The organism is uncultured Erythrobacter sp. (assembly GCF_947502395.1).
Taxonomy (GTDB): domain Bacteria; phylum Pseudomonadota; class Alphaproteobacteria; order Sphingomonadales; family Sphingomonadaceae; genus Erythrobacter.
The window spans coordinates 944,070-969,100 of the sequence record NZ_CANMZM010000003.1 but is presented as its reverse complement, the minus strand read 5'-3'; the positions used below and the strand labels follow the sequence as shown (position 1 = coordinate 969,100).

Here is a 25,031-nt window from a genome sequence, read left to right as displayed (position 1 = left end):
GATGCAGGCACCGCCTTGCTCATGAGTACAATTTACGTCTTGGCCGTTCCTCGGGCTGGTAAAACCTTGGGGCTGCGCAAGATGGCCGCTGAAATGAGCGCCACCACAAACCCAACGGGAAAAATCTCGATGAAAGTAATGGGCAGGCGGAAAAACGGATTGTCCCGATAGGAGGCCATCGACTCCTGCGTTTCGGCAATGCGCGCAGCTTCGGTGGTCGCATCCAGCCCTTCAGCTTTGATCATATCGATCTGGCTTTGACCGTAGTTTTCGACAAAGGCGAAGTCCGTCGCATAGAGCACGCCTTCCCAGCTGAGCGTGTAGAATATGGCGGCCACCGCAGCGATCCCAATACCGATCAGCGCACCTTGCGTGAACTTGATTACACCACCGTGCTCAACGTCGCGGTATCTTTTGATCCCGATAAAGACGAGGCTGAGCACCGCGATCATGAACGCATAGCCCGCAACTTCTGAGCTGCCTACTTCATTGGGCCCAAAGATAAAAAGCGTGGAAGCCATCAGCGCGATAACCACCACTCCGATGATCCCGCCGTAAATCATTGCATAGCGAAACATATGTAAGTCTCCCCTTATCCTGCCCACCATAAGAGCTCGCCTGGATGAAACCAATTTCACAGGTAAAGCCATCACCCAAACGGGTGATTTTCGTCAAATCCCCCTGACTGATGAGGCGGATTCAAGGAATGAGCGAAAGCCCACGAGCCGCTTCCACCGCTTTGCCGCGGCCGGAGACTTCGAGCTTCAGAAATAGACTGGCGACATGTGTCTTGATTGTGTTGGGAGACACGCCAAGCGTTCTGGCGATCTCCTTATTGCTTGCACCTTTGGCCAAGTGGCCCAGAATCTCAAACTCGCGTTTGGTTAAGCCAAGCGATTGAATCGCTTTTTCATTGGGCTCAAACTCGCTGGAGGCAGGAGCGGCTGTAAGGCGCATTCCCATCCATATGCCAAGCGTAATGAAGATCACAGCTACAAGGCTAATGTAGATCTCACCCGGCATGGAGAAGACGAGATAGCGATATTCGATCCACTGCAAGACGAACACGAGGCCTGCGAGAGGCAAACCATAAAGCAACGCGTATTTGAAGGTGTTCCCGGCCATCGCTCTCAGGATGCCAGAAGCGGTACGAATGATCCAGATCAGCGGGTACGATAGTAATCAGCCACGCGTTCGAGCGCCAATTGCAAGACCAGCTTTCCACTTCGCGCCGGCCAGCCCAGAGCTTTCTCCGCCTGCGGCACCCCCTCGCCGGCGCAAACCACGCGCCAAAGCACGTCTTCCAAACCCTTTCCCGCTTCGGCGAGAGCGCCGTCGAAGCGCTGCTTGGCGGCAACCTGCTTTTCGCTCGGAGACAGTCCCGCCTCGCTGCTTCCATAATTGCCGGTTTTAATCCGTACCGGGTCCCAACGCATTGTAAGGTTTGGAGAGAGCTGCGCGCGCTCATAATCGGCGCGCAGGGCCTCTCCGGCATCGAACAATCGATCGGACAAATGTCCGCGCGAGTGCAGCCAGGCAATCGGCGACTCGCCCAGATTAACCGTGACGCTTCGATGCGTACCTTTGGCACCGATCGCCCGCTTGGGGCCTTCGGATGTAAGTTCGCGTTCAGCCAGTTTGCGCATGAATAATCTCCCTTTGTCACCACAGCGACGAAATGAAGAGTTGCATCGATTACGGTGATGTAGGAAAGCGCAAATTGCCAAATTGGTTATTTTTGCGAAATCCGTCAATCGAACTGGAGTCCACCATGATCAACCGCATCCGCGAGATTAGGAAAGCGAAGGGAATGACGCTGGCTGACCTCGGCGCATCCTGCGAGCCGCCCACAACCGCGCAGACAATCGGTCGCCTCGAGACGGGAATGCGCAATCTCTCCACCAAATGGATGGATCGGATTGGCACAGCTTTAAGGGTCGATCCAGAGGTGTTGGTTCGGTCTGACAATGCCCCGCGCGCGCAAGTTATTGCTGAGCTTGGCCTTTCTGACCTGGAAGCGCTAAAGGCTCCGCGCGATGCGATCTTGCCTAGCGAGATGGCTGCACAAGAGGGCGATGAGCCTATGTTAGTGCTTGAGGTGACCTCCCCGGTGGGAGAGTATCGGCCAGGCGACACAGTTTGGCTGAGGCAGTTGGATGCCTGGAGCGCGAAGGATAAGGACTTCCTTGCCGCTATGAACCGCGATTGTCTGGTACCCCGCCCCGGTGGTCGCTTCGCCTTTGGGCGGCTGATCGACCGCAAAGGACCGTTGGTGGCGATATTGCCCGCACAGGCTGGTCAAAAGCAGCAGGTGATCGACAATCCAGACTGGATCGCGGTTGTCTGCATGTTGGTACGTCCGCTTTGAAACGCTTTTGCGGAAACCGCGTTAATCAAGTTGCGTTAATTCTCGTCAGCTAATTTTGGCGATGTACGAACTGGAGAAGCCATCCTAGTGAAACACGTTCTTTCCATCAGCACGCTCTATCCCAACGCGGTGAACCCGCGTTTTGGGACGTTTGTGGCGCGCTCGATGGAAGCTCTTGCGAAACGCGGCGCAGAGCGCGGTGATTGGCGGGTGAGCGTAGTCAATCCGATTGGACTACCGCCGGTAGCTATCGGCCGATACAGGGCGCTGGCCAAACTGCCGACGAAAAACGAAGAGAATGGCGTGACCGTTTACCGACCGCGCTTTACACTGGTCCCGGCTGTCGGTGCGCGGCGAAATGCTTCAGCGATAGCAAAGGCCGCTCTGCCGCTTGCGCGCCAGATTCACGCAGAGACACCGATTGATCTTATCGATGCGCAATTCTTCTTCCCTGATGGTCCGGCGGCGGCATGGATCGCGCAGGAGATGGGCCTGCCGCTGTCTCTAAAGGCTCGTGGGTCCGATATCACCTATTGGGGCACATTTGATTTTGCGCGCGAGCAAATGGTCGAGGCAGCCCACCGCGCGAAAGGCCTTCTCGCAGTAAGCAGCTCGATGGCAGAAGAAATGGCGGCGATCGGTATGCCTCGCGAAAAAATCCGGGTTCACTACACTGGGCTCGACCGGGATCGATTTCGCCCTCTCACTCATACCCAATTACGCGCGCAGCTCGGGACAGAGCTTGGCTTTGCTATCCTGGACAATGCGCCGCTTCTGGTGTGCGTAGGCGCACTGATTGAGCGCAAAGGACAGGACATTGCGATTGCCGCTCTGGCGCAGATTGAAGGCGCGCAATTGGTTCTTGTTGGCAAGGGCGATGACGAGGCGCATTTGCGAGAGTTGGCGAGTGATTTGGGAGTGGGCGAGCGAGTGCACTTCGCTGGGTCACTGGACCATGACATGCTCCCGCTAGTGCTCTCAGCTGCCGATGTTATGGTGCTGCCCTCTGCCAACGAAGGTCTCGCCAACGCATGGGTTGAGGCTCTCGCTTGCGGAACTCCTGTCGTCACATGCGATGTGGGGGGCGCACGCGAAATCATCACCAATGCTACGGCGGGGCGGCTGGTGGATCGTGATCCAGATAGCGTTGCCAAAGGGGTGCTGGCAGTGCTGAACAATCCGCCAATGCGGCCAGCCGTGGCCGCAATTGCAGAGAAGTTCAGCTGGCAAACCAACGCAATTGAGCTTGGCGCCTACTATGATTCGCTAACTGCTCAACACTGAGCAAACGGCACGATCACAACCCGCCAAGCACCTTCTTCTCTTGGATATCGGCCTCGGTCTCTTTCGGCACAAAGCTGTCAGAATTCACACCCAGCCAAATAAGGATTGGTGAGGCGAGGTAGACGCTTGAGTAGGTGCCGATAAACAGACCTGCGGTGATCGCGGCAACAAGGCCGAAGAGGCTTGCCGGACCAGCAATCAGCAATGGCAGAAGAGCCACCAGAAGTGTCAGTGAGGTCATCACTGTACGCGCCAGAGTCTCATTAACTGAGAGATCGAGAAGCTCAGGCAGTGGCATCTTGCGGTACTTCTTCAGGTTCTCACGGATGCGGTCGTAAACGACAATCGTGTCATTCAGCGAGTAGCCGATAATCGCGAGGATTGCGGCGATAATCTGAAGACTGAATTCAAGCTGGAACAGCGCAAAAATGCCCAAAGTCAGAGACACATCGTGGAAAAGCGCAAAGAGAGCGCCCACACCAAACTGCCACTCAAACCGGATCCAAATGTAGAGCGCCACGGCGACCATCGCGAACAGCAATGCAAGTCCTGCATCGCGACTAAACTCACCAGCGACCTTTCCGGAAACCGTCTGGTTGCCGTCCGTCCGGACATCGGGATAGCCGGTCTCAATCGCGGCGATCACTTCGTTGCCAATGGCGGTTGCCGCGCCCGGCGTATCCTCAACACCTTCTGGCAAAGGCACCCGGATACTCACCTCATTAGGAGAGCCAAACTCCTGCACAACCGGCGTTCCATAGCCGAGCGCTTCGACGGTTTCGCGCAACTCGCCAACGGGCGCTGCGTTCCCCTCAACAAAGTTCAGTCGAACTTCCTGCCCACCGGCAAAGTCAATGCCGAGGTTGAGGCCATTGACCGCGACGATGCCCCAGCTTGCGGCCATCAACAGCAGGCTTGCGATAAAGAACGGAACCCGCAAACGCAGGAACCTGATGTTGGTGTCTTGAGGGACGAGCTTTAGAAGTTTCATGTCTCTGACCCCTCTTAAATGTTGATGTCTTTAGGACGGTTCGCGGCGAGATAGCCCGCCACCCACATACGCGTAAGCGTCAATGCAGTGAAAACCGAAGTGATGAGGCCGATCACCAGCACCACGGCAAAACCACGCACTGGTCCAGAGCCGAACCAGAACAGCGCGATCCCGGCGATGAAGTTGGTGATGTTCGCATCGTAAATGGCACGCGACGCTTCCTTGTAGCCGTTCTCGACCGCAGTGATGACTTTGCGACCGCGTTTGCGTTCTTCGCGAATACGCTCATTGATAAGCACGTTTGCATCCACCGCCGCGCCAACGGTCAAGACAAACCCTGCGATACCGGGGAGCGTCAACGTGAAGTTTCCGACTGCCATCAGGCCGAGCAAAATCAGAACGTTGATAATCAATGCCGCCGTCGCATAGATGCCAAAGCGCCCGTAGGTCGCGATCATCAAAGCAACCACGGCGAGACTGCCAATCAGCATCGCAATGAGCCCAGAACGGATCGACTGCTCCCCAAGCTCCGCCGACACCGTGCGTTCTTCGATGACCGTCAGCGGCACCGGCAAAGCGCCCGAGCGCAACTGGATCGACAATTGGTTGGCACTGTCGGGTGTGAAGCTGCCTGAGATTTGAGCGGAGCCTCCGAGGATCGGTTCGTTGAAGAACGGCGCGGAGATCACCTCTCCATCAAGAATAATCGCAAAACGCTCACCCACATTCTCCGTTGAAAGCTGCGCAAATCTCTGCCCACCTTGCTGATCGAACTGGATGTTGACCACGTTCTCATTGGTCTGAGGGTCAACCCCGGCCTGAGCACCGGTAAGACTGTCGCCGCGAATGCCGCCAAGACGTTTCACAGCCTCGAACGCACCGGCAAAGTTGGAATCGCTTGCATAAGGGAATATCTGGCTCCCCGGGTTCGCGATTCCCGCTTCAGTGTTGCTAGGCAGCGCCTGTTGATCGACGAGTTTGAACTCAAGTTGTGCCGTCTTGCCAAGCAAGTCTTTGAGGGCCTGCGGATCTTCGAGCCCCGGGACTTGCACGACGATCCGAGTGTCACCTTGGCGCACGATTGTCGGTTCACGCGTCCCAAGCTCGTCGATCCGGCGTCGAACCACTTCAATCGCGCTTTCCATCGCGTTGTTCACTGCGACGTTCAGCCCGCTGTCGGTGGGAACAAGAACCAAACGCTGGGTGTCAATGACTTCTAGATCCCATTCTTGGCGCAATGAGCCATCATTGCCCATCATCATGGGCTCAAGAATACCCCGCGCGCGGTCGATGTCTGCTGTGCTATCGAGCAGAAGGGAAAGCTGCCCATCATTGCGTGAGGTATCGCCAAACCGGATCGCAGGGGTTGCTCCACGAAGCGCCGCCTCAACCGACTCCTCCATGTTCTCAAGCCGCTCTGCCGCAACATCGTTCGGGTCCGCTTCAAGTAGAAGGTGCGAGCCACCTGCCAAATCCAGGCCGAGATTGATCTCGGGTGCACTCTCTCCAACGTCCATTCCAGTGGCCGAGAACAGAGACGGCAACGCTGCCGCGATAAGCGCAAGGGTCACAGCCCAAAGCGAGATTTTCTTCCAGAGTGGGGTATCAAGCATAGCTAGGCAGCTTTGATCCTATTGAGATGTATGGTGGGTGTCTCGCGCCTGAAACCAAGCTCAGCGGGGCGACATTTTAATCGTTGGCGGCGGGCTTGCTGCCCGGCTCGATGAGGTCAGCAATGGTGTGCTTGACGGCCTTGACACGCACATCCTTGGCAAGCTCGATTTCGGCATAGGTATCGTCGGTCTTAATGACTTTGCCAACAAGGCCGCCTTGAGTGACAATCTGATCGCCCTTCTTAAGCCCGGCAACTTTTGTTTGGTGTTCTTTCTGCCGCTTCATCTGTGGGCGAATGATCAAGAACCAGAAAATCACGACCATACCAACGATTGGCAGCCAGTTAATCCAAGCTGGTGGCGCTTCACCGGCCCCGGCGGCAGCTGCGGTAAGAAGTTCAAGCATGTGTCTAAAAACCTATGTGAAATCGTATCTTGTGTGCGGGAGCAGCATCGCTGGGGTTGGCGCGGACATGATCGATCCAACGTCTGCAATATCCCATGATCCCACCCCACGAACACAATGGTTGTTGGGCTTAAGTGGGCGCGGTTAGCAGCAATGCAAGCTGGCCGCAATCAGCCCATTGCGCGAGACCGTCTGCAAAAGTGCACAACCGTCAAGCGAGATTCCTTGAACCTCCGCGCTTGCCAGCATGCATGGAGCCGCTTATAGGCGCGCCACTCCACCGGTTCGGGAAGTAGCGCAGCCTGGTAGCGCATCACACTGGGGGTGTGGGGGTCGCAGGTTCGAATCCTGTCTTCCCGACCAGTGGAGCGACCCAATTGCATTCTTTGCAATGCACTCATCGAAGCAGAGGATCGCTTCGTCCTTTTCGCGCTGTTCATTCATTTCCGGCACGCGCAAGGAAGTTTCATGTCTCCTATCTTCGTCAATTCCCCCGACATCAGATTGACACTGCTAACCGGTGCAGCGCTCTTCGCGCTGAGCTCCGCGCCTGTTTGCGCGCAGGAAGCGTCTGTTCCTGGCGCGGCACCTGCTGACCTAACGGGCGCCCCTGCTGATGAGACGGGTGCGGATACTAGTGAAGGCTCAGGCACAAGAGCGGTCTTCACACCTGAAGATTTCGCGCGCTTCGCACCTCGCAGCGCAGCCGACATGGCGCGGCAAGTTCCTGGGTTTTCAATCCGCGAAGGCGACGGGGCGCGCGGTCTTGGCGCAGCAGACACCAATGTTCTGATCAACGGTCGACGCATTTCAGGCAAGTCCAACGGCCCGGTCGAAGCGCTTGGCCGCATCCCTGTTGAAGAGGTTGTGCGCCTCGAGATTGTCGATGGCGCAAGCCTAGATATCGGCGGTCTCTCAGGTCAGGTACTCAACGTGGTAACCGCGCGAAGCGGCGGGATCACCGGGCGGTTTCGCTATGCCCCGCAGATTCGCACAAGAGGGACACCTCCCCGGCTCCTTGAAGGTTCAATCTCTTTGGCGGGCGGCGGCCTGAAAGATGAGTGGACGCTCGCGTTGGAAAACGATTCGAACAGGCGCGGTGACGATGGAACCGAATTTGTCTTCGATGAGGCCGACAATCTGATCGATAGCCGAGAAGAGCAGGCCAATTTTGCCTTCGATACAATCAGTCTTTCGGGCTCCTACTCGCGCACGGCGAACAATGGGAATGTACTCAACCTGACGGGCGAAGTGAATGGATTTATCCGCCGCGGCAAAGAGGTGTCTGAGCGCTCGGGTTCGATCAATCCCGTCGACCGCTTACGAACCTTCCGGGACACTGAAGACGAATTCAATTTCGAGGTCGGTGCTGACTATCAGTTCCCGGTTATGGGCGGCCAGTTGAAACTGATCGGCTACCATCGCTTCGAGGATAGCCCGACCACCTCTTTCGTCATCACCGAATTTGCCGATGGCAGTGCGCCAACGGGCACGCTTTTCACTCGCGATGCCGATGAGGGCGAGACCATTGCGCGCGGCGAATTTAACTTTGGAGCGGCTGGCGGCGATGTCGTGCTGGCTCTGGAAGGGGTCAAGAATTTCCTCGACATAACGGCCGAATTGGAAGTGCGCGACGACCAAGGGGTGTTGCAGCCCGCCAATCTTGCAGGAGCCACCGACCGGGTGGACGAAGATCGCGGGGAAGCGAGTGTCACCTACGGCCGCCCGCTTGCGCGAAACCTGCAATTGCAAACCAGCCTTGGCGCTGAGCTTTCACGCATCAGTCAGGATGGACCAACCGGCCTGACCCGAACATTCTTTCGTCCAAAGGGCTTCGTCGCGCTCGACTGGAAGGCCAGCAACACATTCAACTTCTCGGGGCGGGTCGAACGCAAGGTTGGCCAGCTCAATTTCTTTGACTTCATCGCCTCAGTCGATCTCGATTTCGACAATGCCAATGTCTCCAACGTCGAACTTGTCCCACCGCAGTTCTGGGCGTTCGAGCTTGAGGCCAATATCGGGCTTGGTGCGCTCGGCACGCTCGCCCTGCGCCCGTTCTTCGAAGATGCCTCTGACATTGTTGATCAAATCCCTATTGAGGGTGGCGGAGAAGCGCCGGGCAATATCCCGTCAGCACGCACCTATGGGCTTGAAGGCGATGTGACCCTTCTCTCCGATGGCCTGGGATGGGAAGGCACGCGATTTGATGCGAATTTCCGTGTTGCTGGAAGTTCGCTGGACGATCCTTTGCTCGGCACCAGCCGCGATCTCTCCGATTTTCAAAACCGTAGGATCGATTTTGAACTGCGGCACGATCTGGCAAACACTGACTGGGCTACCGGGGTCACCGCGTTCTGGAGTGACCGTGCCCCGAACGTGCGTCTCGACCAGATCTCAGTGCGCAATGATAGTTTCGCCTTCGCCGGCTACTACATTGAGAACAAGGATATCGAAGGCCTTGTGGTGCGCCTTGCGATCAACAATATTTTGGATCGCACCAATAGGATCGACCGAACCGTGTTCCTCGACCGCACCGCTGGCATTGTCGATTTTCGCGAGGATCGGGATCGCAGCTTCGGGCAAATCTTCACGCTTGAGATTGAAGGAACGTTCTGAGCGCCTTACCGAAGCGGTAAGAGAGGATCAGACATGAGCAACGCCCCACAGATCACAATGCGCAGCTGGCTGTTTGCACCGGGCGACAGCGAAAAGAAAATGGGTAAGGCCATCGCGAGCGAGGCCGATATTGCCCTGCTTGATCTTGAAGATTCGGTAGTGCCTGATCGCAAGGCCGATGCCCGCAAGATGGTCGCCCACGCCATCGCCTCTGCTCCTGACAGAGCCCGTGTGTGGGTCAGGGTCAATCCACTTTCCGGCCATTGGACCGAGGATGATCTCGATGCTGTGATCTCTGCCGGTCCGGGTGGACTATTTTTGCCCAAAGCAGAAGGCGGGCACGACGTTACCACGCTCGACGCAATGGTCACCCCGCGGGAAGAAGCAGCTGGTATTGCACCTGGCTCTACCAAAGTCGCTGCTCTCGTCACCGAGACCGCTGCCGCGATGTTTACCACAGGCACATACGACGGCGCACCGCGTCTGGCCGCGATGAGCTGGGGCGCCGAAGATTTATCCAGCGAGCTGGGCGCAAGCGAACAGCGCGGGCCGGATGGCGAATACAGCCATGTGTTCGAGATGGCGCGCAGCCTTTGTCTCCTAGGTGCGATCAAGGCCGGGGTGATGCCGCTTGAGACGGTGCAGCCCGAGTTTCGCGATCTTGAGGCCCTGGAAACGCGTGCGCGCCGGGTTCGAGCACAAGGGTTTCGTGGGATGCTGGCGATCCACCCTGCGCAAGTCGCTCCGATCAACGCAGCATTTACGCCGGGTGCAGAGGAAATTGCACACGCCCGCGACATTGTTCAGGCCTTTGCCGAGAACCCGACGGCGGGCGCGCTTCAGCTTGATGGTGCAATGATCGATCGCCCGCACTTGGCGCTGGCTGAGCGCTTATTGGCTGAGGCAGGCGAATAACACCCTTATTGGTTATCGGATTTTCCTACATGAGCCAATGTGGTTAGTCAGGGCGCGATTCGCAATAATGGAGTGCGCATTCATGGGACTTCTCAATTCGCTGATCGGCCCGATCACCAAACTGCTCGACAAGATTATCCCTGACAAAGAAGCGCGGGCTAAAGCGCAGCTTGAGCTTATTAAACTTGAAGGCACGCAGGAAATGGAAATGGTCGAGGCGCGCCTCCAAGCCATTGTCGCCGAAGCCAATTCCAAAGATCCTTGGACCAGCAGAGCGCGACCAAGCTTTCTCTATGTCATGTATGTGCTGATCTTGACCGCCCTCCCCATGGGCCTTCTGAGTGCATTCAATCCGGACGCTGCAAAGGATATTGCGAGCGGAATGAACGCTTATCTCTCGGGCCTTCCTGAACCACTTTATGCGCTGTTTGGAACCGGCTACCTCGGCTACACAGCTGCCCGGCAGTGGGGCAAAGTGAAGGGTGTCGATAAGTAGGCTCGCAGCCCTCGGAGCTTTTATCAGCCTGAACGCGAGTAGGCTTCTTTCATCCAGCGCTTTACCTCGTCGTCGAAATCCGCTGCGCTTTCCAATCGTATCCGGTGACTGCACATCGCATTGTATGTCTCAAGCCGCCCCGCGGGTTCTTCACCCTTCAGTGAGAGACCAAGGTCAATCCGGGTCTTGGTCGCCGGGGTGATGAGCGCAAACTGCTTTTTCCTGCGCAGGCTTACGCTCGCTTTCTTGGGCGCGATCTCGACATCTGATCCCAGTCCTTCTGAGAAGCTCACGATCTCTTCATACAGCAGTCGCAGCGCCTCCTTCGGACCAGAATATTGCGCCGCAACAAGATCGACTTCCTCGCCTGTTTCGCGCGATTTGCTGGCGATCAAATTGGCGAAGCCGTGGCTGACACCATGCTCTTCCTTAAGAAACTTCAGGATCGCCCCGTGCTTTTCATGACCAGTTGACGCGATGAGTTTAATCCAATCGCTCAGCGGTTTCCCCGTCTTCTCAGGGATATTTTTCAGCATGGTTGCGAGTTGATCGTCTGGTGAGCTCATTGAAATTCCCCCTTAAAGATCGCGAATGCGGTCAAATGACCAAAGCTCTGAACAACATTGTTTTGGCGTAAACGGTTGGGCAAGGCCCATCACGCCCAGCATCAACCGCGTTCCAAAGCCAGGCCCGCCAGTCTCCACCACCGATTTGAACGTTTTGACGATGAAATTACCGCCTTGTGCCATGCCTTTTTCAGTCTTGGTGCCGGCTGGAACATTCGTTGTGATGAGAGAGAACCGGGTGCCGCCTTCGACCGACTTGAGCTCATAGGTAACTGTGCATGGCGGATCATCATACCCCGTAAATTTGAAGGTGTGAGAGTACCGGTTGGGCGGATCAAATTCGAGCACAGTGCCTACAACGCTTCGGTACTTCCCATTGGTCGTCTCCATCGCCATTGGCTCGCCGACCGCCAGTCCATTTTTGGTTTTGCAAACAGACCCGAAGAAAAAGGGGAGCATATCGTCGGTTTTGACCAACTCGTTCCAAACCTTCTCAATCGGTGCCTCGATATAAACCTGATAAACCGCCTTGTCGGCCTGCGCTTGTTCAGTGGTCATGTGTTCCCTTCCCTCTTGACCGCACTCTCGGCGGCTTGTTTGATGGCGGTGAGACGTGAGGCAAAATGCTTGCTGTATTCGTCGGTCCACCGCTCATGAATTTGCTGAATCGGGACAGCGTTTAGGTATAATCGGCGCGAGCGCCCTTGCTTCTCACTGACGATAAGGCCCGCCTGCTCAAGCACCCTGAGATGCTGCATGATGGCGATGCGGCTCACGTCGAAACCGCTCGCTAGTTCTCCCACCGCAAGACCCGGCTGCCCACGAAGGCGATCCAGGATCGAACGCCGTGTTTCATGCGCGAGCGCCTGGAAAACATTATCCATGCCCGATTCGGTAATCATGTAATTACATTATTACATTTCAATATGACGGTCAATCGGCACAATGCGAGGCAGCGCGGGCCCATTAGCCTCGCATTTCATCCCACCTGGACCTTACGCAGTTGTGAATGCCAGATGTGCGCAAGAAAGGCTGAAGCTCGACCGAGCGCCTCAGAAAAGCGCGAAAGGCTCTCGCCTAGTCTCTTAAGTTGTCCAGTTTGGACCGGAGCGATGTGAGATGGGGCAGCAAGGTTTCGACTTCTTCCACATCTACCACCTGTTCCGCCTCTTTCATGGGCTCTTGAAGGCGCATGATGCATTGCTCGCGCATCTCTCGCCCTTCAGCGGTGATCGAGACCAGCTTCCCACGTCCGTCGTCTGGGTTGGGCACAATTTCAACAAGCTCTGAACGCTCCATCCGGGTCAAAGTACTGGTCATGGTTGCGCGCGTCACCTGAAACGCGCTGGCCAAATCTTTGGGCGGCACCGCACCCGGATCCAATCGGACAAAGTGATTGAGGACACCAAATTGCGCCAGCGTCATGCCTGCAGGAAGGACCGACGCAAAGGCCGTGTTTGCGAGCTGGTTGATGATCGCAATTTCATTGAAAAGTGCGAACAGGGAGGCGCGGTCTGACATTCTTAGGTGCTTCTGAGTCTCACAAATTTTTCAACTGGCCAACGTGGGCTCGGTTCGATGCTAACACCATAGCCGACTCGTGCGAGCATTTGAATTCGCTCGTCGCCGCTCGCCCCAATTAGACGATGCACCGCGCCGAAATTCTCTGAAACCTCTTCGTATTCTTGCAGGCTCTGACTCATGGGATGCATCGCAAGGCCCAACGCGGCGGCTTGCAGATTGGCCCGGACATATTGGCGACCGGCTTCAATCTGGTCTGCGCGAGTATTGGAAGGGGTCGTGATCCAGATGAGCGCGGGTACTGATCCATATGTTTCGTTCATTTGGTCGAGCCCTGTCTTAAAAGTGCTGCTGTTCATATCAGCAAGCTGCTCCCGGCTAATCTGACCTGCGAGAAGCGCTGCTTCGATCATCGGCCCAGATAGACTGATGCCGTCGGGGTTCGCTGCGATTTCCCGATAACCGATCCGCATCAATTCAACGCTCTCCATGTGAGGTTCTACGGTGGTCATCTCGATGCTGATCGCGCTCAGAATCTCGTTGCGCAATTCGGCAATGCATGCCGGATCATTTGTCCCTGCACCCCCAGATCCAACTACCACGTCGAGTAATCGGGTTTCGACCTTGCGTGAAAGGTCATAAACTTGCTTGTTTGAACGACGATGCACAATTGCACCGAATAGCGGATCAGGTTCTGCACTGCCCTCCTCGCCGAATTTGATCCGAGCAATAGGTCTCGTATCGAGCCTCGGATAAGCTTCGCCGTCAGGGAACATTTCAGCCTCTAACGCGATCCCTTTTTCTGCTGCGGCGATCCGGGCGATCTCAAGGAAGGTTCCAAAGCCAATCGTAATCTGGCGATCAAAGGGGTCGGTTACAGGAAGCCGCTTGGCAAGGTCGCAGGAGAGGATCGCCTCATTCTCCCCAACCAGTTCGATCAGCCATGGTTGCCGGTTGTGAGGATTGGGCGCGAGGATTGCGTGGCGGAATGCGTGCAAACGAATGTCCTGCAGATTGATATCACCTACTGACCAGGGCTCGAAGGCGCTGTCAGGCATTCGCGTGACCCGCCAGGTGCCCCCTGCCGCGATCAAACCGAACCCTCCCAAGCCTGCTGCCAAAACCGCACGTCTCTGCATCAATCCATCCTTTAATTTGATATCTAACTATATCAGATAGTTTGACATCAAATTAAAAGCAAGCGGTAAGAACTCCAGCCGCGGAATTGATCGAGGTCAAAATATGGCGACCAGAACATTGTCTCTACCCCGCGCTTTCCGGCACAGGAAATAGCGGCTATCGCTCGCGACATGAGCAACACAGTCTATGTCCTCAACGGACCGAACCTGAACCTTCTTGGTCTGCGCGAACCAGAGATTTACGGGCACACGACTCTCGATGAAATTGCTGGAATGCTTGAGGATCAGGCGCGCGAACACGGGCTTACCATCGACATGCGTCAGACCAATCACGAAGGCATGCTGGTCGATTGGCTTCACGAAGCGCAGGCTGAAGGCGCTCGCGCGGTATTGCTCAATGCGGCGGCCTACACGCACACATCCATCGCGCTGCTTGATGCGATCAAAGCGATCACCACACCGGTTGTCGAGGTTCATCTTTCCAATCCCAAAACGCGCGAGGAGTTTCGTCACATCTCCTTTATCGGCATGGCTTCGGCCAAGACGGTCGAGGGGCATGGCCCCGAGTCCTATCGCATTGCACTCGAGGCTGTAACGTCGGGCGAAGTGTGATTTTGCCAAGAAACTTTCGCATCCTCTGCCGATTGCCACTTGCCAGCCACAATTGGGGTGAATAGGCACGCGGGTCTGAACGGGGTCACCTTTAGAGGGAACGAATGGCTGACAAAAAGCCTAACGCTGGCAAGTCCGGCATGAATATCGACACCAGTCTTGTCCGCGAACTCGCGGAACTTCTCAACGAGACCGGTCTTACTGAAATCGAAGTTGAAGACGATAATCGCAAGATCCGCGTGGCACGCGGCGGCGTTGTCGCCGGTGTTGCGGCTGCTCCTGCAGCATCGGCTCCGGTCACGCCGGCAACGGCGGCGCCTCCGACGGCCCCCGCCCCGGCTGCGCCTCCTGCGGACGATCACGCTGACGCGCTAAAATCCCCGATGGTGGGCACGGCCTATCTCGCCGCGGAACCTGGCGCACCCAATTTCGTCAAAGTCGGCGACAGCGTTGGTGAAGGCGATACACTTCTGATTGTCGAAGCTATGAAGGTCATGAATCCGATCACTGCCGACAAAGCGGGTACGATCAAGGCGATCCTCATCGAAAACGCGCAGCCGGTTGAATTTGATCAACCGCTCGTCGTGATTGGCTAAGCGGGCGAGAGACGCATGAGCATTAAACGCATCTTGATCGCCAATCGCGGCGAAATCGCGCTGCGCATCCACCGGGCGGCCCATGAAATGGGAATTGAGACGGTCGCGGTGCACTCCACTGCTGATGCCGATGCAATGCACGTGCGGCTGGCGGATCACGCGGTCTGCATTGGCCCACCAGCGGCGACTGATAGCTACTTAAACCATGCTGCGATTATCTCGGCTGCTGAGGTCGCCGGATGCGATGCCATTCACCCTGGCTATGGCTTCCTATCGGAAAACGCCAAGTTTGCGGAAATCGTTGAAGCGCATGACATTGCGTGGATAGGGCCCAAGCCTGAGCATATCGTCACAATGGGCGACAAGGTTCAGGCAAAGAAAACCGCTGGTGACTTGGGCCTTCCGTTGGTTCCGGGTTCAGATGGCGCAATCGATGATCCAGAAGTAGGTAAGCGGGTGGCTCGCGAAGTGGGCTATCCGGTAATCATCAAAGCTGCGTCTGGCGGCGGTGGTCGCGGCATGAAAGTGTGCGAGAGCGAGGACCAACTCGAGACGCTGATGAAGCAGGCTGGAAGCGAGGCGAAAGCCGCATTCGGTGATGCGACCGTTTATATTGAGAAATACCTCGGCAATCCGCGCCACATCGAATTTCAGGTGTTCGGCGATGGCAATGGCAACGCTATCCATCTGGGTGAGCGCGATTGCTCGCTCCAACGCCGCCACCAAAAGGTTCTTGAAGAGGCACCTTCTCCCATCATCGACGATGAAGAGCGCATGCGCATGGGCGAGGTTTGCTCCAAAGCGATGCGTGACATGGCCTATCGCGGGGCAGGCACGATTGAATTCCTTTGGGAAAACGGTGAATTCTACTTCATCGAAATGAACACAAGGCTTCAGGTGGAGCACCCTGTTACCGAGGCGATTACCGGTGTTGACCTGGTGCGCGAACAAATCCGCATTGCGGCTGGAAAGCTCTTGTCTGTCGCTCAGGAAGACCTCGAATTCCGCGGACACGCGATTGAATGCCGGATCAATGCAGAAGACCCGTTCACCTTCGCACCGTCACCGGGCAAGGTCACATATTACCACCCGGCTGGTGGTATGCATGTGCGCGTCGATTCAGGACTCTACGCCGGATATTCGATCCCGCCCTACTACGATTCCATGATCGCTAAGCTGATCGTCTATGGCCGCGATCGTGAAGGCTGCATCATGCGCCTGCGCCGTGCATTGGAAGAGATGGTCGTCGAAGGCGTCAAAACGAACATCCCACTGCATCAGGAATTGCTCAAACAGACCGATGTCCTCCACGGCGATTATTCGATCAAATGGCTGGAAGAGTGGTTGGACGAGCGAGAGAGCTAAGAAGCTTAGCGCTTTCGCCATCGGCGGGCACGAAGGTCTCAATCCTCAGAGAGGCCAAATCATATTCTCCCGGCGACGCAATCGACGATAGAACAGAAACAACGGTGAGCGTCTTACCCATTGGTAAGCGATAAGCTTCGGCCAAAACCGCAGGCGGATCGCCCAGCCCTGCCCCCCATTTTTGAACGCTGGGATACCCCTCAAAACGCGAAAGCGCTTTGTTCAAAGTTGGCTTGTGAGAGGCTTCGATCCTCAGGCGCCTAAGCGTTTCGGGGATGACCGCTTCTGGATTTATCATCCAACGGATCAATCCCTTGGGATGAAACACGAGGTCATACAGGTTCGGGACGCCAACGGCCGCAGTTGCGCCCCATAAATCCTTGCCACCAGACGCATAGTCGAGGAGCGTGTCGAGCGCCGTATTGCTTTGCACCAGCGATCCGTCTGACTTGAAGGTGCATGCTGGCCAGATCGATAGTCTCTCCAGAAACCCTTCCGGTAAGGCGGTGGGCGCTCTTTCAGGCTGCGGGCGTTCAGGCTCATCTGTCAATGACCGCATCAACGAACGTTGCTCCCACCCTTTTAGCGCCATAGCTTTCGTCAACTTGGCCAAGGCAGCCCGCCCCGGCTGCGACCGCCCTGTCTCAAGAAAGCTGACATGCCGCTGAGAAAGCTCGGCTTTATGCGCGAGCTCTTCTTGTGACCAACCGCGTGCGCGGCGTAATCTTGCGAGGACGACTCCAAAACCCATAACGTCTCATTATGACGTTGAGGTAATTGTGTCTATTACTTCTTGATTGCATTGAAGCTCCACAAAAGAGGAGCAAGACACATGATTGCAAGATGGCGCGAATGGATTGCCGCCTTTGATGAGGCTGTCGAAACGGATGATTGGGACGCGCTCGCGCCGTTCCTTGACCCCAAGGTGACTTACACAGTGTCGGGCGCACCTTTTGCGTGCAGTCTTGCTGGGCGTGACACCGTGCTCGCGGGTTTTGCGAAATCGATCGCCAACTTCGATCGGCAATTCGACCAGAGATGGTGGTTCGGTGTCGGAGTGCGCGAGTTTGCGCCCGATGCAATCACAGGACGCGCCATGGGTGTCTATCGATTGGGCGACAAACCTCTGCTCCACTTTTCAGCGAAGAGCCTTTGGCGTTTCAAAGGTGACCGGCTGATTGCGATGAACGACATCTACGATCTTGCCGAAGCAGATGTGCAGAACGCCTTGGAATGGCTTGGTCAGCACGCACCAGAAGTTGATGCAAGTTACAGTTAGGAATGAACACGCACATGAGCGGATATATGGAAAGCCTCGAGAAAATGATGGCGATCTGGAACACCACCGATGCTGCAGAGATTGAGCGCCTCACCGAGGAGGCAATGGAACACAACGTCCATTTCGCCGACCCCAACCACAATATCATCGGGCGCAAGGCCTTCATCGATATGGTGCAACAGGTGCAAAAGCAGATCCCGGGCGCAGTCTATGGCCGCAACAGCGAGGTCGACATGCAGAACAACTTCTGCCGCTATCATTGGAAGATCGACATGGGCGACAAACGCCTGATGGATGGCTTTGATATGACCGAGGTTAATGATGCTGGGAAAATTGTGAAAGTCATCGGTTTCTTTGGGCGGCTTAAAGCGCATGACTAGGGCTCGTCCCGGCGTTTCTGGCGGATTGGGGCACCGAATGGGATGTTGCGCGTTAGTTGGGTGTGAAACACGAAAGTATCCCTCTCGAAGAGCGCGCCACCGCCTCCCCGCCTTATCCGCGCATCCGTCGGGGCACTCGAAAAACGCAGATTGTGGTCGTTGGCGGTGGTGCGGGCGGTCTTGAGCTTGTGCGGCGTCTGGGTGCGAAATACGGGCGGCGCAATCACGACATCATCCTCGTCGATAAAAACCTCTCACACATTTGGAAGCCACTCTTGCACGAAGTCGCTGCGGGGTCTCTCGATGCCAATATGGATGAAGTCGGCTATCGCAGCCACTGCGCGCGATGGGGCTATCGTTTCTTCCAAGGCAGCCTTGAAAGCATCGACCGGAAAGACCGCACCATCCGTTTGGCACCCGTGCTCGATGACAATGGCAAAGAGGTGATCGGCGCCCATACAATCCGATACGACATGCTGGTGCTCGCCATGGGCTCGGTCTCCAACGATTTTGGAGTGCCCGGCGTGAAGGACCACTGCCTGTATCTGGACAGCCGAACCCAAGCCGACAAATTCCGCCGCAAGCTGCTCAATCATTGCCTACGCGTCAGCCGCGCAATGTTGGCCGATCCGGCCTCCGATGAGCGAGTGAAGGTCGCGATTGTAGGCGGCGGGGCAACTGGGGTTGAGCTTGCAGCAGAGCTCTACAATGCAGCAGCAGGGCTGAAGCACTATGGCCTTGAAGTGTTTGATGAAAGCCGCCTTGAAGTCACCTTGCTGGAAGCGGGCGAGCGCATTCTTCCCGCCCTTCCCGAACGCCTTTCAAACTCAGCCCGCGATGAGCTGACAACCCTTGGCGTGGAAGTGCGCGAGGGTCTGCAGGTGGTACAAGCAACCGAACATGCGCTCGTCACCAAAGATGGTGAAGAAATTGAGGCAGACCTGATGGTTTGGGCCGCCGGGGTCAAAGGCGCCGATTTCATCGGAGATCTTGGCCTTGCGGTGACATCGCGCAATCAGATCGTTGTGAAGCCCACACTGCAAACTGTGACCGATCAAGATATATTTGCGCTTGGTGATTGCTGCGCTTTCACACCCGAAGATGGCGGCCCGCAGATCCCGCCACGCGCTCAAGCAGCGCACCAAATGGCAGATACCGCTTTCAAGAACATTCGCTTACGCGAACGCGGTAAAACCCTCGAGAACTTTGTCTACAAAGACAATGGCTCACTGATTTCACTCAGTCGCTTCACCACCGTAGGCAGTTTGATGGGGAACCTCGTTGGCGGGGCGATGGCAGTCGAGGGACGCATAGCACGCTTCATCTATACCTCGCTCTACCGTATGCACCTGATCGGTATTCATGGTTGGTTGAAGGGCTTGGGCTTGATGGTAATCGGCCGGGTGAACCGGATTGTACGCCCCAGATTGAAGCTGCATTAGGGCTCGCGGGTGCCCTGCCTCCACCGTTCAAATGCTTCGACCAGCGTGGTGGCATCATCCTTTAACACCCCGTGCACTTTGATCACTTCATTACCCGAAACAATCTGAAGCGAAGCCGCACCTCGACGCTCCAAGTAGCGCACCTCTTCGATTGAGCTGCTTTGAATTGGCTGGTGCCTGATAGTCGAATGAAACTGCGTCTGCAGATCGTCTATGAGAATGGCCGTTGTGTTGATGGATCGGCGTACGAGCTTCTGCCCGCCGTAAAAAAAGAAAACCGCAAGTAACAGACACGGAACATTCACCCCAAACAGTGTGAAAAGCTCAAAAACTGGAAATGGATTGTAGCCGTAGCGACCACCTCTGGATTCTCGTTGAGCAAGATCTGCAACCAACATCGGATCGAAGGCTACAAGGCAAAATAGCGCCCCGAGAAAGATCATTAAGAATGCAGCGAAAGTAACTCTACCAGCTGGATACCGGACAGTTGCCAAAATTTGGGCACCTTCGTGGCTTAGTGTGCTCCCAGCGTCGTAAGAGATATCTCTCAAAACTTGATCCTGGCTCGCACCTCAGCGCCATTGGCGTTCCAACCGCCGACACCTTTGCTCGTCACATTGGCTTCCGCATCGGCATCCTCGGAGATACGCACCCGCGCACGCGGGACAGCGCTTCCTTCAATAAGCTCGCCGGCGCTCGGACCGTAATTCGCACCCAGACGCGGGGACGGCGTTAACCTACGGCACACAACAATCTCCGGATTGAACGGATCAGGCTCGCGGTCGAGACATTCTGTCGGTGTCGGCGCCAATCCTGACAAATCGATCACGACCGAGCCATCTTCGCGTGTCTCGGTCGGCAGATGTGGCTCTACAATCTCTGCGGCACGTTGAGCAGGCTCAGACAGTTCGATCGGAGTCTCAGGCAGCTCATCCAGCATCTCCGCTGCCTTTAGCACACAACCTGCGTCAAGCCAATTGCTTCTAATCGAATGAAAATCCCGCCGCTTCCGCTTCAGCGATGATCTCAGGCCCTGTTTTCCTGGGGCTGTCCTGCGCGATGTCGAACCAGTCCTGTTTCTCATCGATGAAAATTTGATGCTTGATCGGCAGTCCTTCGGGCAGCTTAAACATGCCAGCCAAGAACGTACGATTGCCCGTGGGGAGAAATTTGTACCAGAGATGGCTGCCGCATTTGGAGCAAAACGCACGTTCAGCCCAATTGCTCGATTGGTAGGCCGCTATGTGCTTCTCGCCCTCAAGCGTAAAGTCGTCAGCCTCAATCCCGGCATACATTGAGCCGTTCCATTTCTGGCACATGGTGCAGTGGCACACGTCCACCTCGCGGTGAGCTTCGCGCATTATGACTGTGACCGCCCCGCACAGGCACGATCCTGTGAGCGGTTCAGCTATGATCTCTTGTGGATCACTCATCTCAGGATCCTCCGGCTTAAGAGGCTTACAGTGGCACACCCGGCTCATGCTTGGCTGTGCGGATGGTGAGCGAAGTTTTGACGCTTGCCACGTTGGGAGCGGGCGTTAGCTTACTGGTAAGAAACTCTTGAAAACTCTGCAAATCCTGGCTGACGATCTTCAGAATAAAGTCGATTTCACCATTGAGCATATGGCATTCACGTACCTCAGGAAGGTCCGCCATATGATCTTCAAATTCGCGCAGATCGGATTCCGCCTGACTTTTGAGGCTCACCATCGCGAAGACGGTGATTGCAAAGCCAAGCTTCGATGGGTCCAAATCCGCATGGTAGCCGCGGATAACCCCATCTTCTTCAAGCCCGCGCACACGGCGCAAGCAGGGCGGCGCAGTCAGCCCGACCCTTTGCGCGAGCTCAACATTGGTAACGCGACCCTCTGCCTGAAGCTCCCCCAGCAATCGACGATCGATCTCGTCCAAATTCGCCATGATCCCTTTTTTCTCCTCAAAAAGGCGGCGTTCTGCACCCTAGCCCCCCTGATATTGCCTGAGTTAGCGTCAACACCCGACTCGGGAAGATCAGCTAACACAGCACCGATCGTCTGTAAGAATGTGCCCGATAGATCGGTTTTGAAACTAATTTTATTATGTGTGCCAGCAATTGTCCCGCTTTGCAACGCATCTTAAAGCCCCTCTGTATTGCCGCACGCTTGGTGCTACCCCACATGCTGAGAACGCTTGCGTTTTTTGTGGGTTCTGCAATCTGCCGTTTTGGGAGCAAGAATGTTCTTCGATGATCGCCTCGCAACAGTTCTGAGACAGAGCGCTCAGAGTGATGCGATGCGTCGTACGCAATTTCGGCAATTGCTTGATTTGCTGGGCGCTGAGGCGAGCGGAGCACGCAAACCAGGCCGTGATCCAAGCCTCGTTGCCGCTGCGTGGATGCGGATGAGCAAGCTTGCCGAAGATTTGCCCTCAAAGGACCGGGCGCAGCTTATCAGCGAGCCCAGCTGGCACCTGCGCAATCCTGAGCTGGTCGCGCATTTGGCTGAATTTGAACCAGAAGTGGCATCAGCGGCGCTTTCCCGTGCGAAACTGTCATCTGATGACTGGACCGCGCTTATCCCACGACTACCTGTGCGTGCGCGGGGATTTCTTCGGCTAAGACGCGATATGCCCGATGGAGTAGAGGCGACGCTCGAAAAGCTTGGCATCCACGATCGGGGCCTCCCACAGCCGCAAAGTGCGGGAGCAGATGCTGATGGGGATCAACCATTAGACCTTAACTCAGCCGAAGAGCTGCCGGCTCCGGGTATTCCTCCCGAGGACAACCCACGCGAGCCACCCACTACTTTGCCGATTGAGCAAAATCCAGAAGAGGTGAGTGACGCAGGGGATTCTTCAACACCACTCCGCCCAATCTTCTTTTCGAAGAACAGGTCAATTGCGCATGGGTCTGAAGAAAACACCGAAGACAAAGACTATAAACCACAACCCTTCACGATCGAAGAGTTAAGGCAAATCTCCGACAAGCCACTCGGCGATAATGAAGATCTCTCTGAGGACGCCAAAGCGCAATCGCCCGACGATGGTCAAACAGATGGGCGCAGCGAAATCTCAGCTCTGGTTGAGCGTATCGCCAAGTTTCAACGCAACCGGGAAAGCACGCTAACTCCGGAAGAAGCTCCTTGTGATAGCCGACCCGATGGCGACCCGCTTATGCCACGCCTGCCTCTTGGTGAGGAGGATAGTGCCCGCGTGCGTGCGGTGCGCGGTTTCGGCTTTGTAGCGGATGCAGCGGGACGAATCGAATGGGCGGAGGAAGGCGCTGCATCGATGGTCATCGGCACCCGGCTGCTCGCTTCATCGCGGCTTCAGTCAGGCGATTTTCATGAGGCAGTCACCACGGCCTTCAACCGGCGCCAGCCTATCCGCGCAGCCCCGTTCACATTGGCAGGAGCCCCAGCGATTGCGGGAAATTGGGTCGTGGACGCGCAGCCACGCTTTAGCCAAATTGGCGGATTCGCAGGCTATGTCGGACGAATGCGCAGACCGATCGAGGCAGTTCCTTCTGGCCCCACTCCAGCACAGGCCGAGGCGGACCGGATCCGTCAATTGCTTCACGAATTGCGCACGCCGGTAACTGCAGTTCAAGGCTATTCGGAAGTGATCCAACAGCAGCTTTTTGGTTCCGCACCGCATGAATATCGCGCTTTGGCTGCCGCGATTGCCGCTGACGCAGCACGCATCCTCTCTGGCTTTGAGGAACTTGACCGTCTGGCCAAGCTTGAGACTGGAGCGATAGAAATCGATGAAGGTCAAACCGACATTGCCGCTGTTACTCATCGCATTGTGAACCAATTCTCGCGGGTGCTTGAAGCACGGATGGCGGGCGTGGAACTCGAATGGGACGAAGAGGCGGCCTTTGTGGCAGCGATTGATGCAGACAACGCAGAGAGCCTGATGTGGCGCTTACTCGCGAGTCTTGGCGGGGGCTGCGCAGCGGGTGAGATGCTTCAGGCGCGTCTTGGCACAGAAGGTGGATCGATCAGTTTGACCTTGGATTTGCCAATGCAACTGCTGGGGGAGGACGATCTTTTTGCTGCTGACGCACGCCCGTTGAGCAATACCATCAACCCGGGCTTATTTGGAGCGGGTTTTGCACTTCGCCTTGCACGAGCCGAAGCGCGCAGCGGAGGCGGCGATCTTGTACGGAATGGAGATGCCATTTGCCTAACACTTCCAAAGGCGAACGCCTCCCAAGCGGTAATTCGATCAGAGACTGCCGAGCATTAATCACAATTGGCTCCTAAGATCAGTGCCTTAGCCCTCCGCTTGAGGGACGGTAAGGCATCGCTAAGCACTGCTGTGCTACAGGCGCCTGTATGGCAGCGGCAGAACTCCAACCGGAAGACACGCAAGCGCGTTCCGCAAGCGAGGTTGAGGTTTGTCCCTCATCCATGACTGCGGTGCCACATCCCCGCGCCACCGCGGAATTTGTGTCTGGATTTAGTCAGCGAGTCCTGCTCACTATCGACACCGAAGAGGAGTTCGATTGGGAGGGCCCCTTTACCCGCGATAAGCACGGTCTCAGCCATGTCGCCGCCATCCCCCGCTTTCAGGCGTTCTGCGAAAAGCTAGGCGCGCATCCGATCTATCTGGTCGATTGGCCCATCGCCAATAATCCCTTTGCAGTCGAGGTTCTGGGTGACGCTGTCCAGCGCGGCACCGCAGATGTCGGCGTACAGCTTCACCCCTGGGTCAACCCACCCTTTGAAGAGACGCTTAGTCCCTCAAACTCGTTCGCCGGCAATCTTCCGCCCGAATTGGAGCGTGTAAAATTCATGCTGCTTCGCGATCAGATCGAAGCAGCATTTGGCGAGGCGCCGCTGATCTACCGCGCCGGTCGCTATGGTCTGGGCTCGAATACCGCCGAGATACTTAAAGAAGGTGGGATCAAGGTCGACACCTCTGTACGGCCCCTGTTTGATTACAGTGCACAGAATGGACCTGATTACTCCAACCACCCAATGGTGCCTTATTGGGTCGATCACGAGCGCACCCTCCTCGAGGCTCCCATGACAGTCGTCCATAGAGGCGCCATGCGTCCACTAGGGCTTCATTTGCAAAAGAGAGGCGCCCAAATCCCACCGCTCTTGGGCGCATTGGCACGTTTGGGCTTACTAGAGAGGATTACGCTCACACCTGAGGGGGTTACCGCCAAGGAGGCCCTACGCGGGCTAGAGTTGACGCTTGAGGCGGGTTTGCCGCTCACTGTTCTCTCCTTCCACAGCCCCTCTCTGATGCCGGGCCTGTCTCCCTACACAAGCAGCGAAAGTGAGGTAGATGAGCTCTACGACTGGTTCGCCCAAATTTACGACCGCTTGGCCAAAGCTGGAGTCAGATCAGCCAGTGTGGATGACGTAATAGCAGCGGTTCGGCGCTGATTTTTTCGGTCACACCCTCACGTTTTCGAAAAAGGACAAAACAGCCGCTTGTAGTTTTGCTGAC

29 protein-coding genes and 1 tRNA gene are annotated in these 25,031 nt (G+C 56.1%); 14 read left to right on the top strand and 16 right to left on the bottom strand.

Annotated features, from left to right (window positions below; all coding sequences use genetic code 11):
- Positions 1-32: 32 nt before the first annotated feature.
- The 3 genes from Q0778_RS15955 to Q0778_RS15945 form a co-directional block, all read right to left on the bottom strand.
- The gene (locus Q0778_RS15955) at positions 33-578 is read right to left on the bottom strand and encodes a DUF4199 domain-containing protein (protein ID WP_298337536.1); all 546 of its coding nucleotides are present in this window, start codon (positions 576-578) and stop codon (positions 33-35) included.
- A 121-nt stretch (positions 579-699) separates the two neighbouring features.
- A complete protein-coding gene (locus Q0778_RS15950; protein ID WP_298337533.1) occupies positions 700-1,125 on the bottom strand; it encodes a LuxR C-terminal-related transcriptional regulator in 426 nt (141 codons plus the stop codon).
- 38 nt (positions 1,126-1,163) lie between these two features.
- Positions 1,164-1,646 carry a DUF6456 domain-containing protein gene (locus Q0778_RS15945; RefSeq protein WP_298337530.1) on the bottom strand — a complete coding sequence of 161 codons (483 nt, stop codon included), beginning with the start codon at positions 1,644-1,646 and terminating at the stop codon, positions 1,164-1,166.
- A gap of 125 nt (positions 1,647-1,771) precedes the next feature.
- On the opposite strand from Q0778_RS15945, the gene Q0778_RS15940 reads away from it, so the two are divergent.
- A complete protein-coding gene (locus Q0778_RS15940) occupies positions 1,772-2,368 on the top strand; it encodes a helix-turn-helix transcriptional regulator (RefSeq protein WP_298337528.1) in 597 nt (198 codons plus the stop codon).
- An 87-nt stretch (positions 2,369-2,455) separates the two neighbouring features.
- Entirely contained in the window at positions 2,456-3,652 is a 1,197-nt protein-coding gene (locus tag Q0778_RS15935; RefSeq protein WP_298337526.1) for a glycosyltransferase, read from the top strand.
- Between the two features lie 13 nt (positions 3,653-3,665).
- Here the strand turns inward: Q0778_RS15935 and secF are convergent, their stop codons facing one another.
- The 3 genes from secF to yajC all read right to left on the bottom strand — a co-directional run bounded on the left by secF (position 3,666) and on the right by yajC (position 6,662).
- On the bottom strand, positions 3,666-4,643 hold the full coding sequence (gene secF / locus Q0778_RS15930; protein WP_298302505.1) for a protein translocase subunit SecF: 978 nt from the start codon (positions 4,641-4,643) through the stop codon (positions 3,666-3,668).
- 14 nt (positions 4,644-4,657) lie between these two features.
- On the bottom strand, positions 4,658-6,256 hold the full coding sequence (secD, locus tag Q0778_RS15925) for a protein translocase subunit SecD (protein ID WP_298302502.1): 1,599 nt from the start codon (positions 6,254-6,256) through the stop codon (positions 4,658-4,660).
- 76 nt (positions 6,257-6,332) lie between these two features.
- Positions 6,333-6,662 (bottom strand): preprotein translocase subunit YajC, encoded by a 330-nt coding sequence (yajC, locus tag Q0778_RS15920; protein WP_298302499.1) that lies wholly within the window; start codon positions 6,660-6,662, stop codon positions 6,333-6,335.
- 286 nt (positions 6,663-6,948) lie between these two features.
- On the opposite strand from yajC, the gene Q0778_RS15915 reads away from it, so the two are divergent.
- The 4 genes from Q0778_RS15915 to Q0778_RS15900 all read left to right on the top strand — a co-directional run bounded on the left by Q0778_RS15915 (position 6,949) and on the right by Q0778_RS15900 (position 10,689).
- A tRNA-Pro gene (locus Q0778_RS15915) sits at positions 6,949-7,025 on the top strand.
- Between the two features lie 105 nt (positions 7,026-7,130).
- Complete coding sequence (locus Q0778_RS15910) at positions 7,131-9,278, top strand: TonB-dependent receptor plug domain-containing protein (protein ID WP_298337523.1); 2,148 nt, start codon at positions 7,131-7,133, stop codon at positions 9,276-9,278.
- Positions 9,279-9,311: 33 nt separating this feature from the next.
- Positions 9,312-10,193, top strand: a complete 882-nt coding sequence (locus Q0778_RS15905) for a CoA ester lyase (RefSeq protein ID WP_298337520.1) — start codon at positions 9,312-9,314, stop codon at positions 10,191-10,193.
- Positions 10,194-10,275: 82 nt separating this feature from the next.
- On the top strand, positions 10,276-10,689 hold the full coding sequence (locus Q0778_RS15900) for a holin family protein (RefSeq protein WP_298337517.1): 414 nt from the start codon (positions 10,276-10,278) through the stop codon (positions 10,687-10,689).
- Positions 10,690-10,712: 23 nt separating this feature from the next.
- On the opposite strand, the gene Q0778_RS15895 is transcribed toward Q0778_RS15900, so the two are convergent.
- The 5 genes from Q0778_RS15895 to Q0778_RS15875 all read right to left on the bottom strand — a co-directional run bounded on the left by Q0778_RS15895 (position 10,713) and on the right by Q0778_RS15875 (position 13,915).
- Positions 10,713-11,255, bottom strand: a complete 543-nt coding sequence (locus tag Q0778_RS15895) for a DUF4287 domain-containing protein (protein WP_298337515.1) — start codon at positions 11,253-11,255, stop codon at positions 10,713-10,715.
- Positions 11,256-11,267: 12 nt separating this feature from the next.
- Positions 11,268-11,813, bottom strand: coding sequence for an SRPBCC domain-containing protein (locus Q0778_RS15890; protein WP_298337512.1), 546 nt, complete (start codon positions 11,811-11,813; stop codon positions 11,268-11,270).
- Positions 11,810-12,157 carry a metalloregulator ArsR/SmtB family transcription factor gene (locus tag Q0778_RS15885; RefSeq protein ID WP_298337508.1) on the bottom strand — a complete coding sequence of 116 codons (348 nt, stop codon included), beginning with the start codon at positions 12,155-12,157 and terminating at the stop codon, positions 11,810-11,812. Before Q0778_RS15885 ends, Q0778_RS15890 begins: the two co-directional genes overlap by 4 nt.
- A 175-nt stretch (positions 12,158-12,332) precedes the next feature.
- Positions 12,333-12,776, bottom strand: coding sequence for a MarR family transcriptional regulator (locus Q0778_RS15880; protein ID WP_298302479.1), 444 nt, complete (start codon positions 12,774-12,776; stop codon positions 12,333-12,335).
- Between the two features lie 2 nt (positions 12,777-12,778).
- On the bottom strand, positions 12,779-13,915 hold the full coding sequence (locus tag Q0778_RS15875) for a hypothetical protein (protein ID WP_298337506.1): 1,137 nt from the start codon (positions 13,913-13,915) through the stop codon (positions 12,779-12,781).
- A gap of 171 nt (positions 13,916-14,086) precedes the next feature.
- Here Q0778_RS15875 and Q0778_RS15870 point away from each other — a divergent pair, with 171 nt between their 5' ends.
- The 3 genes from Q0778_RS15870 to accC all read left to right on the top strand — a co-directional run bounded on the left by Q0778_RS15870 (position 14,087) and on the right by accC (position 16,488).
- Complete coding sequence (locus tag Q0778_RS15870) at positions 14,087-14,527, top strand: type II 3-dehydroquinate dehydratase (protein WP_298302473.1); 441 nt, start codon at positions 14,087-14,089, stop codon at positions 14,525-14,527.
- Positions 14,528-14,631: 104 nt separating this feature from the next.
- The gene (gene accB / locus Q0778_RS15865; RefSeq protein WP_298337503.1) at positions 14,632-15,123 is read left to right on the top strand and encodes an acetyl-CoA carboxylase biotin carboxyl carrier protein; all 492 of its coding nucleotides are present in this window, start codon (positions 14,632-14,634) and stop codon (positions 15,121-15,123) included.
- A 15-nt stretch (positions 15,124-15,138) separates the two neighbouring features.
- Complete coding sequence (accC, locus tag Q0778_RS15860; protein WP_298337501.1) at positions 15,139-16,488, top strand: acetyl-CoA carboxylase biotin carboxylase subunit; 1,350 nt, start codon at positions 15,139-15,141, stop codon at positions 16,486-16,488.
- Here accC and Q0778_RS15855 read toward each other — a convergent pair.
- Positions 16,448-17,239 (bottom strand): helix-turn-helix transcriptional regulator, encoded by a 792-nt coding sequence (locus tag Q0778_RS15855; protein WP_298302464.1) that lies wholly within the window; start codon positions 17,237-17,239, stop codon positions 16,448-16,450. The two genes, accC and Q0778_RS15855, sit on opposite strands and share 41 nt — an antisense overlap.
- An 81-nt stretch (positions 17,240-17,320) precedes the next feature.
- Between Q0778_RS15855 and Q0778_RS15850 the strand changes: the two genes are divergently transcribed.
- The 3 genes from Q0778_RS15850 to Q0778_RS15840 all read left to right on the top strand — a co-directional run bounded on the left by Q0778_RS15850 (position 17,321) and on the right by Q0778_RS15840 (position 19,589).
- A complete protein-coding gene (locus tag Q0778_RS15850; RefSeq protein WP_298337498.1) occupies positions 17,321-17,767 on the top strand; it encodes a nuclear transport factor 2 family protein in 447 nt (148 codons plus the stop codon).
- 14 nt (positions 17,768-17,781) lie between these two features.
- Positions 17,782-18,147 carry a nuclear transport factor 2 family protein gene (locus tag Q0778_RS15845; protein WP_298302458.1) on the top strand — a complete coding sequence of 122 codons (366 nt, stop codon included), beginning with the start codon at positions 17,782-17,784 and terminating at the stop codon, positions 18,145-18,147.
- A gap of 122 nt (positions 18,148-18,269) precedes the next feature.
- Entirely contained in the window at positions 18,270-19,589 is a 1,320-nt protein-coding gene (locus tag Q0778_RS15840; protein WP_298337726.1) for an NAD(P)/FAD-dependent oxidoreductase, read from the top strand.
- On the opposite strand, the gene Q0778_RS15835 is transcribed toward Q0778_RS15840, so the two are convergent.
- From Q0778_RS15835 to Q0778_RS15820, 4 genes are read right to left on the bottom strand one after another with little or no spacing between them, the layout of a single operon-like run.
- Positions 19,586-20,140 carry a hypothetical protein gene (locus Q0778_RS15835; RefSeq protein WP_298337495.1) on the bottom strand — a complete coding sequence of 185 codons (555 nt, stop codon included), beginning with the start codon at positions 20,138-20,140 and terminating at the stop codon, positions 19,586-19,588. The genes Q0778_RS15840 and Q0778_RS15835 overlap by 4 nt on opposite strands.
- On the bottom strand, positions 20,137-20,547 hold the full coding sequence (locus Q0778_RS15830; protein WP_298337492.1) for a hypothetical protein: 411 nt from the start codon (positions 20,545-20,547) through the stop codon (positions 20,137-20,139). Before Q0778_RS15830 ends, Q0778_RS15835 begins: the two co-directional genes overlap by 4 nt.
- Before the next feature lie 25 nt (positions 20,548-20,572).
- Positions 20,573-21,022 (bottom strand): GFA family protein, encoded by a 450-nt coding sequence (locus tag Q0778_RS15825; RefSeq protein ID WP_298337489.1) that lies wholly within the window; start codon positions 21,020-21,022, stop codon positions 20,573-20,575.
- Positions 21,023-21,047: 25 nt separating this feature from the next.
- On the bottom strand, positions 21,048-21,509 hold the full coding sequence (locus tag Q0778_RS15820; protein WP_298302446.1) for an Lrp/AsnC family transcriptional regulator: 462 nt from the start codon (positions 21,507-21,509) through the stop codon (positions 21,048-21,050).
- Positions 21,510-21,803: 294 nt separating this feature from the next.
- On the opposite strand from Q0778_RS15820, the gene Q0778_RS15815 reads away from it, so the two are divergent.
- The gene (locus tag Q0778_RS15815; RefSeq protein WP_298337486.1) at positions 21,804-23,816 is read left to right on the top strand and encodes a histidine kinase dimerization/phospho-acceptor domain-containing protein; all 2,013 of its coding nucleotides are present in this window, start codon (positions 21,804-21,806) and stop codon (positions 23,814-23,816) included.
- A gap of 89 nt (positions 23,817-23,905) precedes the next feature.
- A complete protein-coding gene (locus tag Q0778_RS15810) occupies positions 23,906-24,967 on the top strand; it encodes a polysaccharide deacetylase family protein (protein WP_366519555.1) in 1,062 nt (353 codons plus the stop codon).
- Positions 24,968-25,031: the final 64 nt, after the last annotated feature.

What these genes read in the sequence shown, in the direction of transcription:
- Q0778_RS15850 (WP_298337498.1), top strand. Translation starts at nt 17,321, where the DNA reads ATGATTGCAAGATGGCGCGAATGGATTGCCGCCTTTGATGAGGCTGTC.
- Q0778_RS15810 (WP_366519555.1), top strand. Translation starts at nt 23,906, where the DNA reads ATGGCAGCGGCAGAACTCCAACCGGAAGACACGCAAGCGCGTTCCGCA.
- Q0778_RS15900 (WP_298337517.1), top strand. Translation starts at nt 10,276, where the DNA reads ATGGGACTTCTCAATTCGCTGATCGGCCCGATCACCAAACTGCTCGAC.
- Q0778_RS15940 (WP_298337528.1), top strand. Translation starts at nt 1,772, where the DNA reads ATGATCAACCGCATCCGCGAGATTAGGAAAGCGAAGGGAATGACGCTG.
- Q0778_RS15880 (WP_298302479.1), bottom strand. Translation starts at nt 12,776, where the DNA reads ATGTCAGACCGCGCCTCCCTGTTCGCACTTTTCAATGAAATTGCGATC.
- Q0778_RS15870 (WP_298302473.1), top strand. Translation starts at nt 14,087, where the DNA reads ATGAGCAACACAGTCTATGTCCTCAACGGACCGAACCTGAACCTTCTT.
- Q0778_RS15825 (WP_298337489.1), bottom strand. Translation starts at nt 21,022, where the DNA reads ATGAGTGATCCACAAGAGATCATAGCTGAACCGCTCACAGGATCGTGC.
- secD (WP_298302502.1), bottom strand. Translation starts at nt 6,256, where the DNA reads ATGCTTGATACCCCACTCTGGAAGAAAATCTCGCTTTGGGCTGTGACC.
- Q0778_RS15950 (WP_298337533.1), bottom strand. Translation starts at nt 1,125, where the DNA reads ATGGCCGGGAACACCTTCAAATACGCGTTGCTTTATGGTTTGCCTCTC.
- Q0778_RS15945 (WP_298337530.1), bottom strand. Translation starts at nt 1,646, where the DNA reads ATGCGCAAACTGGCTGAACGCGAACTTACATCCGAAGGCCCCAAGCGG.
- Q0778_RS15910 (WP_298337523.1), top strand. Translation starts at nt 7,131, where the DNA reads ATGTCTCCTATCTTCGTCAATTCCCCCGACATCAGATTGACACTGCTA.
- Q0778_RS15815 (WP_298337486.1), top strand. Translation starts at nt 21,804, where the DNA reads ATGTTCTTCGATGATCGCCTCGCAACAGTTCTGAGACAGAGCGCTCAG.
- Q0778_RS15875 (WP_298337506.1), bottom strand. Translation starts at nt 13,915, where the DNA reads ATGCAGAGACGTGCGGTTTTGGCAGCAGGCTTGGGAGGGTTCGGTTTG.
- Q0778_RS15895 (WP_298337515.1), bottom strand. Translation starts at nt 11,255, where the DNA reads ATGAGCTCACCAGACGATCAACTCGCAACCATGCTGAAAAATATCCCT.
- Q0778_RS15955 (WP_298337536.1), bottom strand. Translation starts at nt 578, where the DNA reads ATGTTTCGCTATGCAATGATTTACGGCGGGATCATCGGAGTGGTGGTT.
- Q0778_RS15855 (WP_298302464.1), bottom strand. Translation starts at nt 17,239, where the DNA reads ATGGGTTTTGGAGTCGTCCTCGCAAGATTACGCCGCGCACGCGGTTGG.
- accC (WP_298337501.1), top strand. Translation starts at nt 15,139, where the DNA reads ATGAGCATTAAACGCATCTTGATCGCCAATCGCGGCGAAATCGCGCTG.
- Q0778_RS15845 (WP_298302458.1), top strand. Translation starts at nt 17,782, where the DNA reads ATGAGCGGATATATGGAAAGCCTCGAGAAAATGATGGCGATCTGGAAC.
- accB (WP_298337503.1), top strand. Translation starts at nt 14,632, where the DNA reads ATGGCTGACAAAAAGCCTAACGCTGGCAAGTCCGGCATGAATATCGAC.
- yajC (WP_298302499.1), bottom strand. Translation starts at nt 6,662, where the DNA reads ATGCTTGAACTTCTTACCGCAGCTGCCGCCGGGGCCGGTGAAGCGCCA.
- Q0778_RS15890 (WP_298337512.1), bottom strand. Translation starts at nt 11,813, where the DNA reads ATGACCACTGAACAAGCGCAGGCCGACAAGGCGGTTTATCAGGTTTAT.
- Q0778_RS15905 (WP_298337520.1), top strand. Translation starts at nt 9,312, where the DNA reads ATGAGCAACGCCCCACAGATCACAATGCGCAGCTGGCTGTTTGCACCG.
- Q0778_RS15820 (WP_298302446.1), bottom strand. Translation starts at nt 21,509, where the DNA reads ATGGCGAATTTGGACGAGATCGATCGTCGATTGCTGGGGGAGCTTCAG.
- secF (WP_298302505.1), bottom strand. Translation starts at nt 4,643, where the DNA reads ATGAAACTTCTAAAGCTCGTCCCTCAAGACACCAACATCAGGTTCCTG.
- Q0778_RS15885 (WP_298337508.1), bottom strand. Translation starts at nt 12,157, where the DNA reads ATGATTACCGAATCGGGCATGGATAATGTTTTCCAGGCGCTCGCGCAT.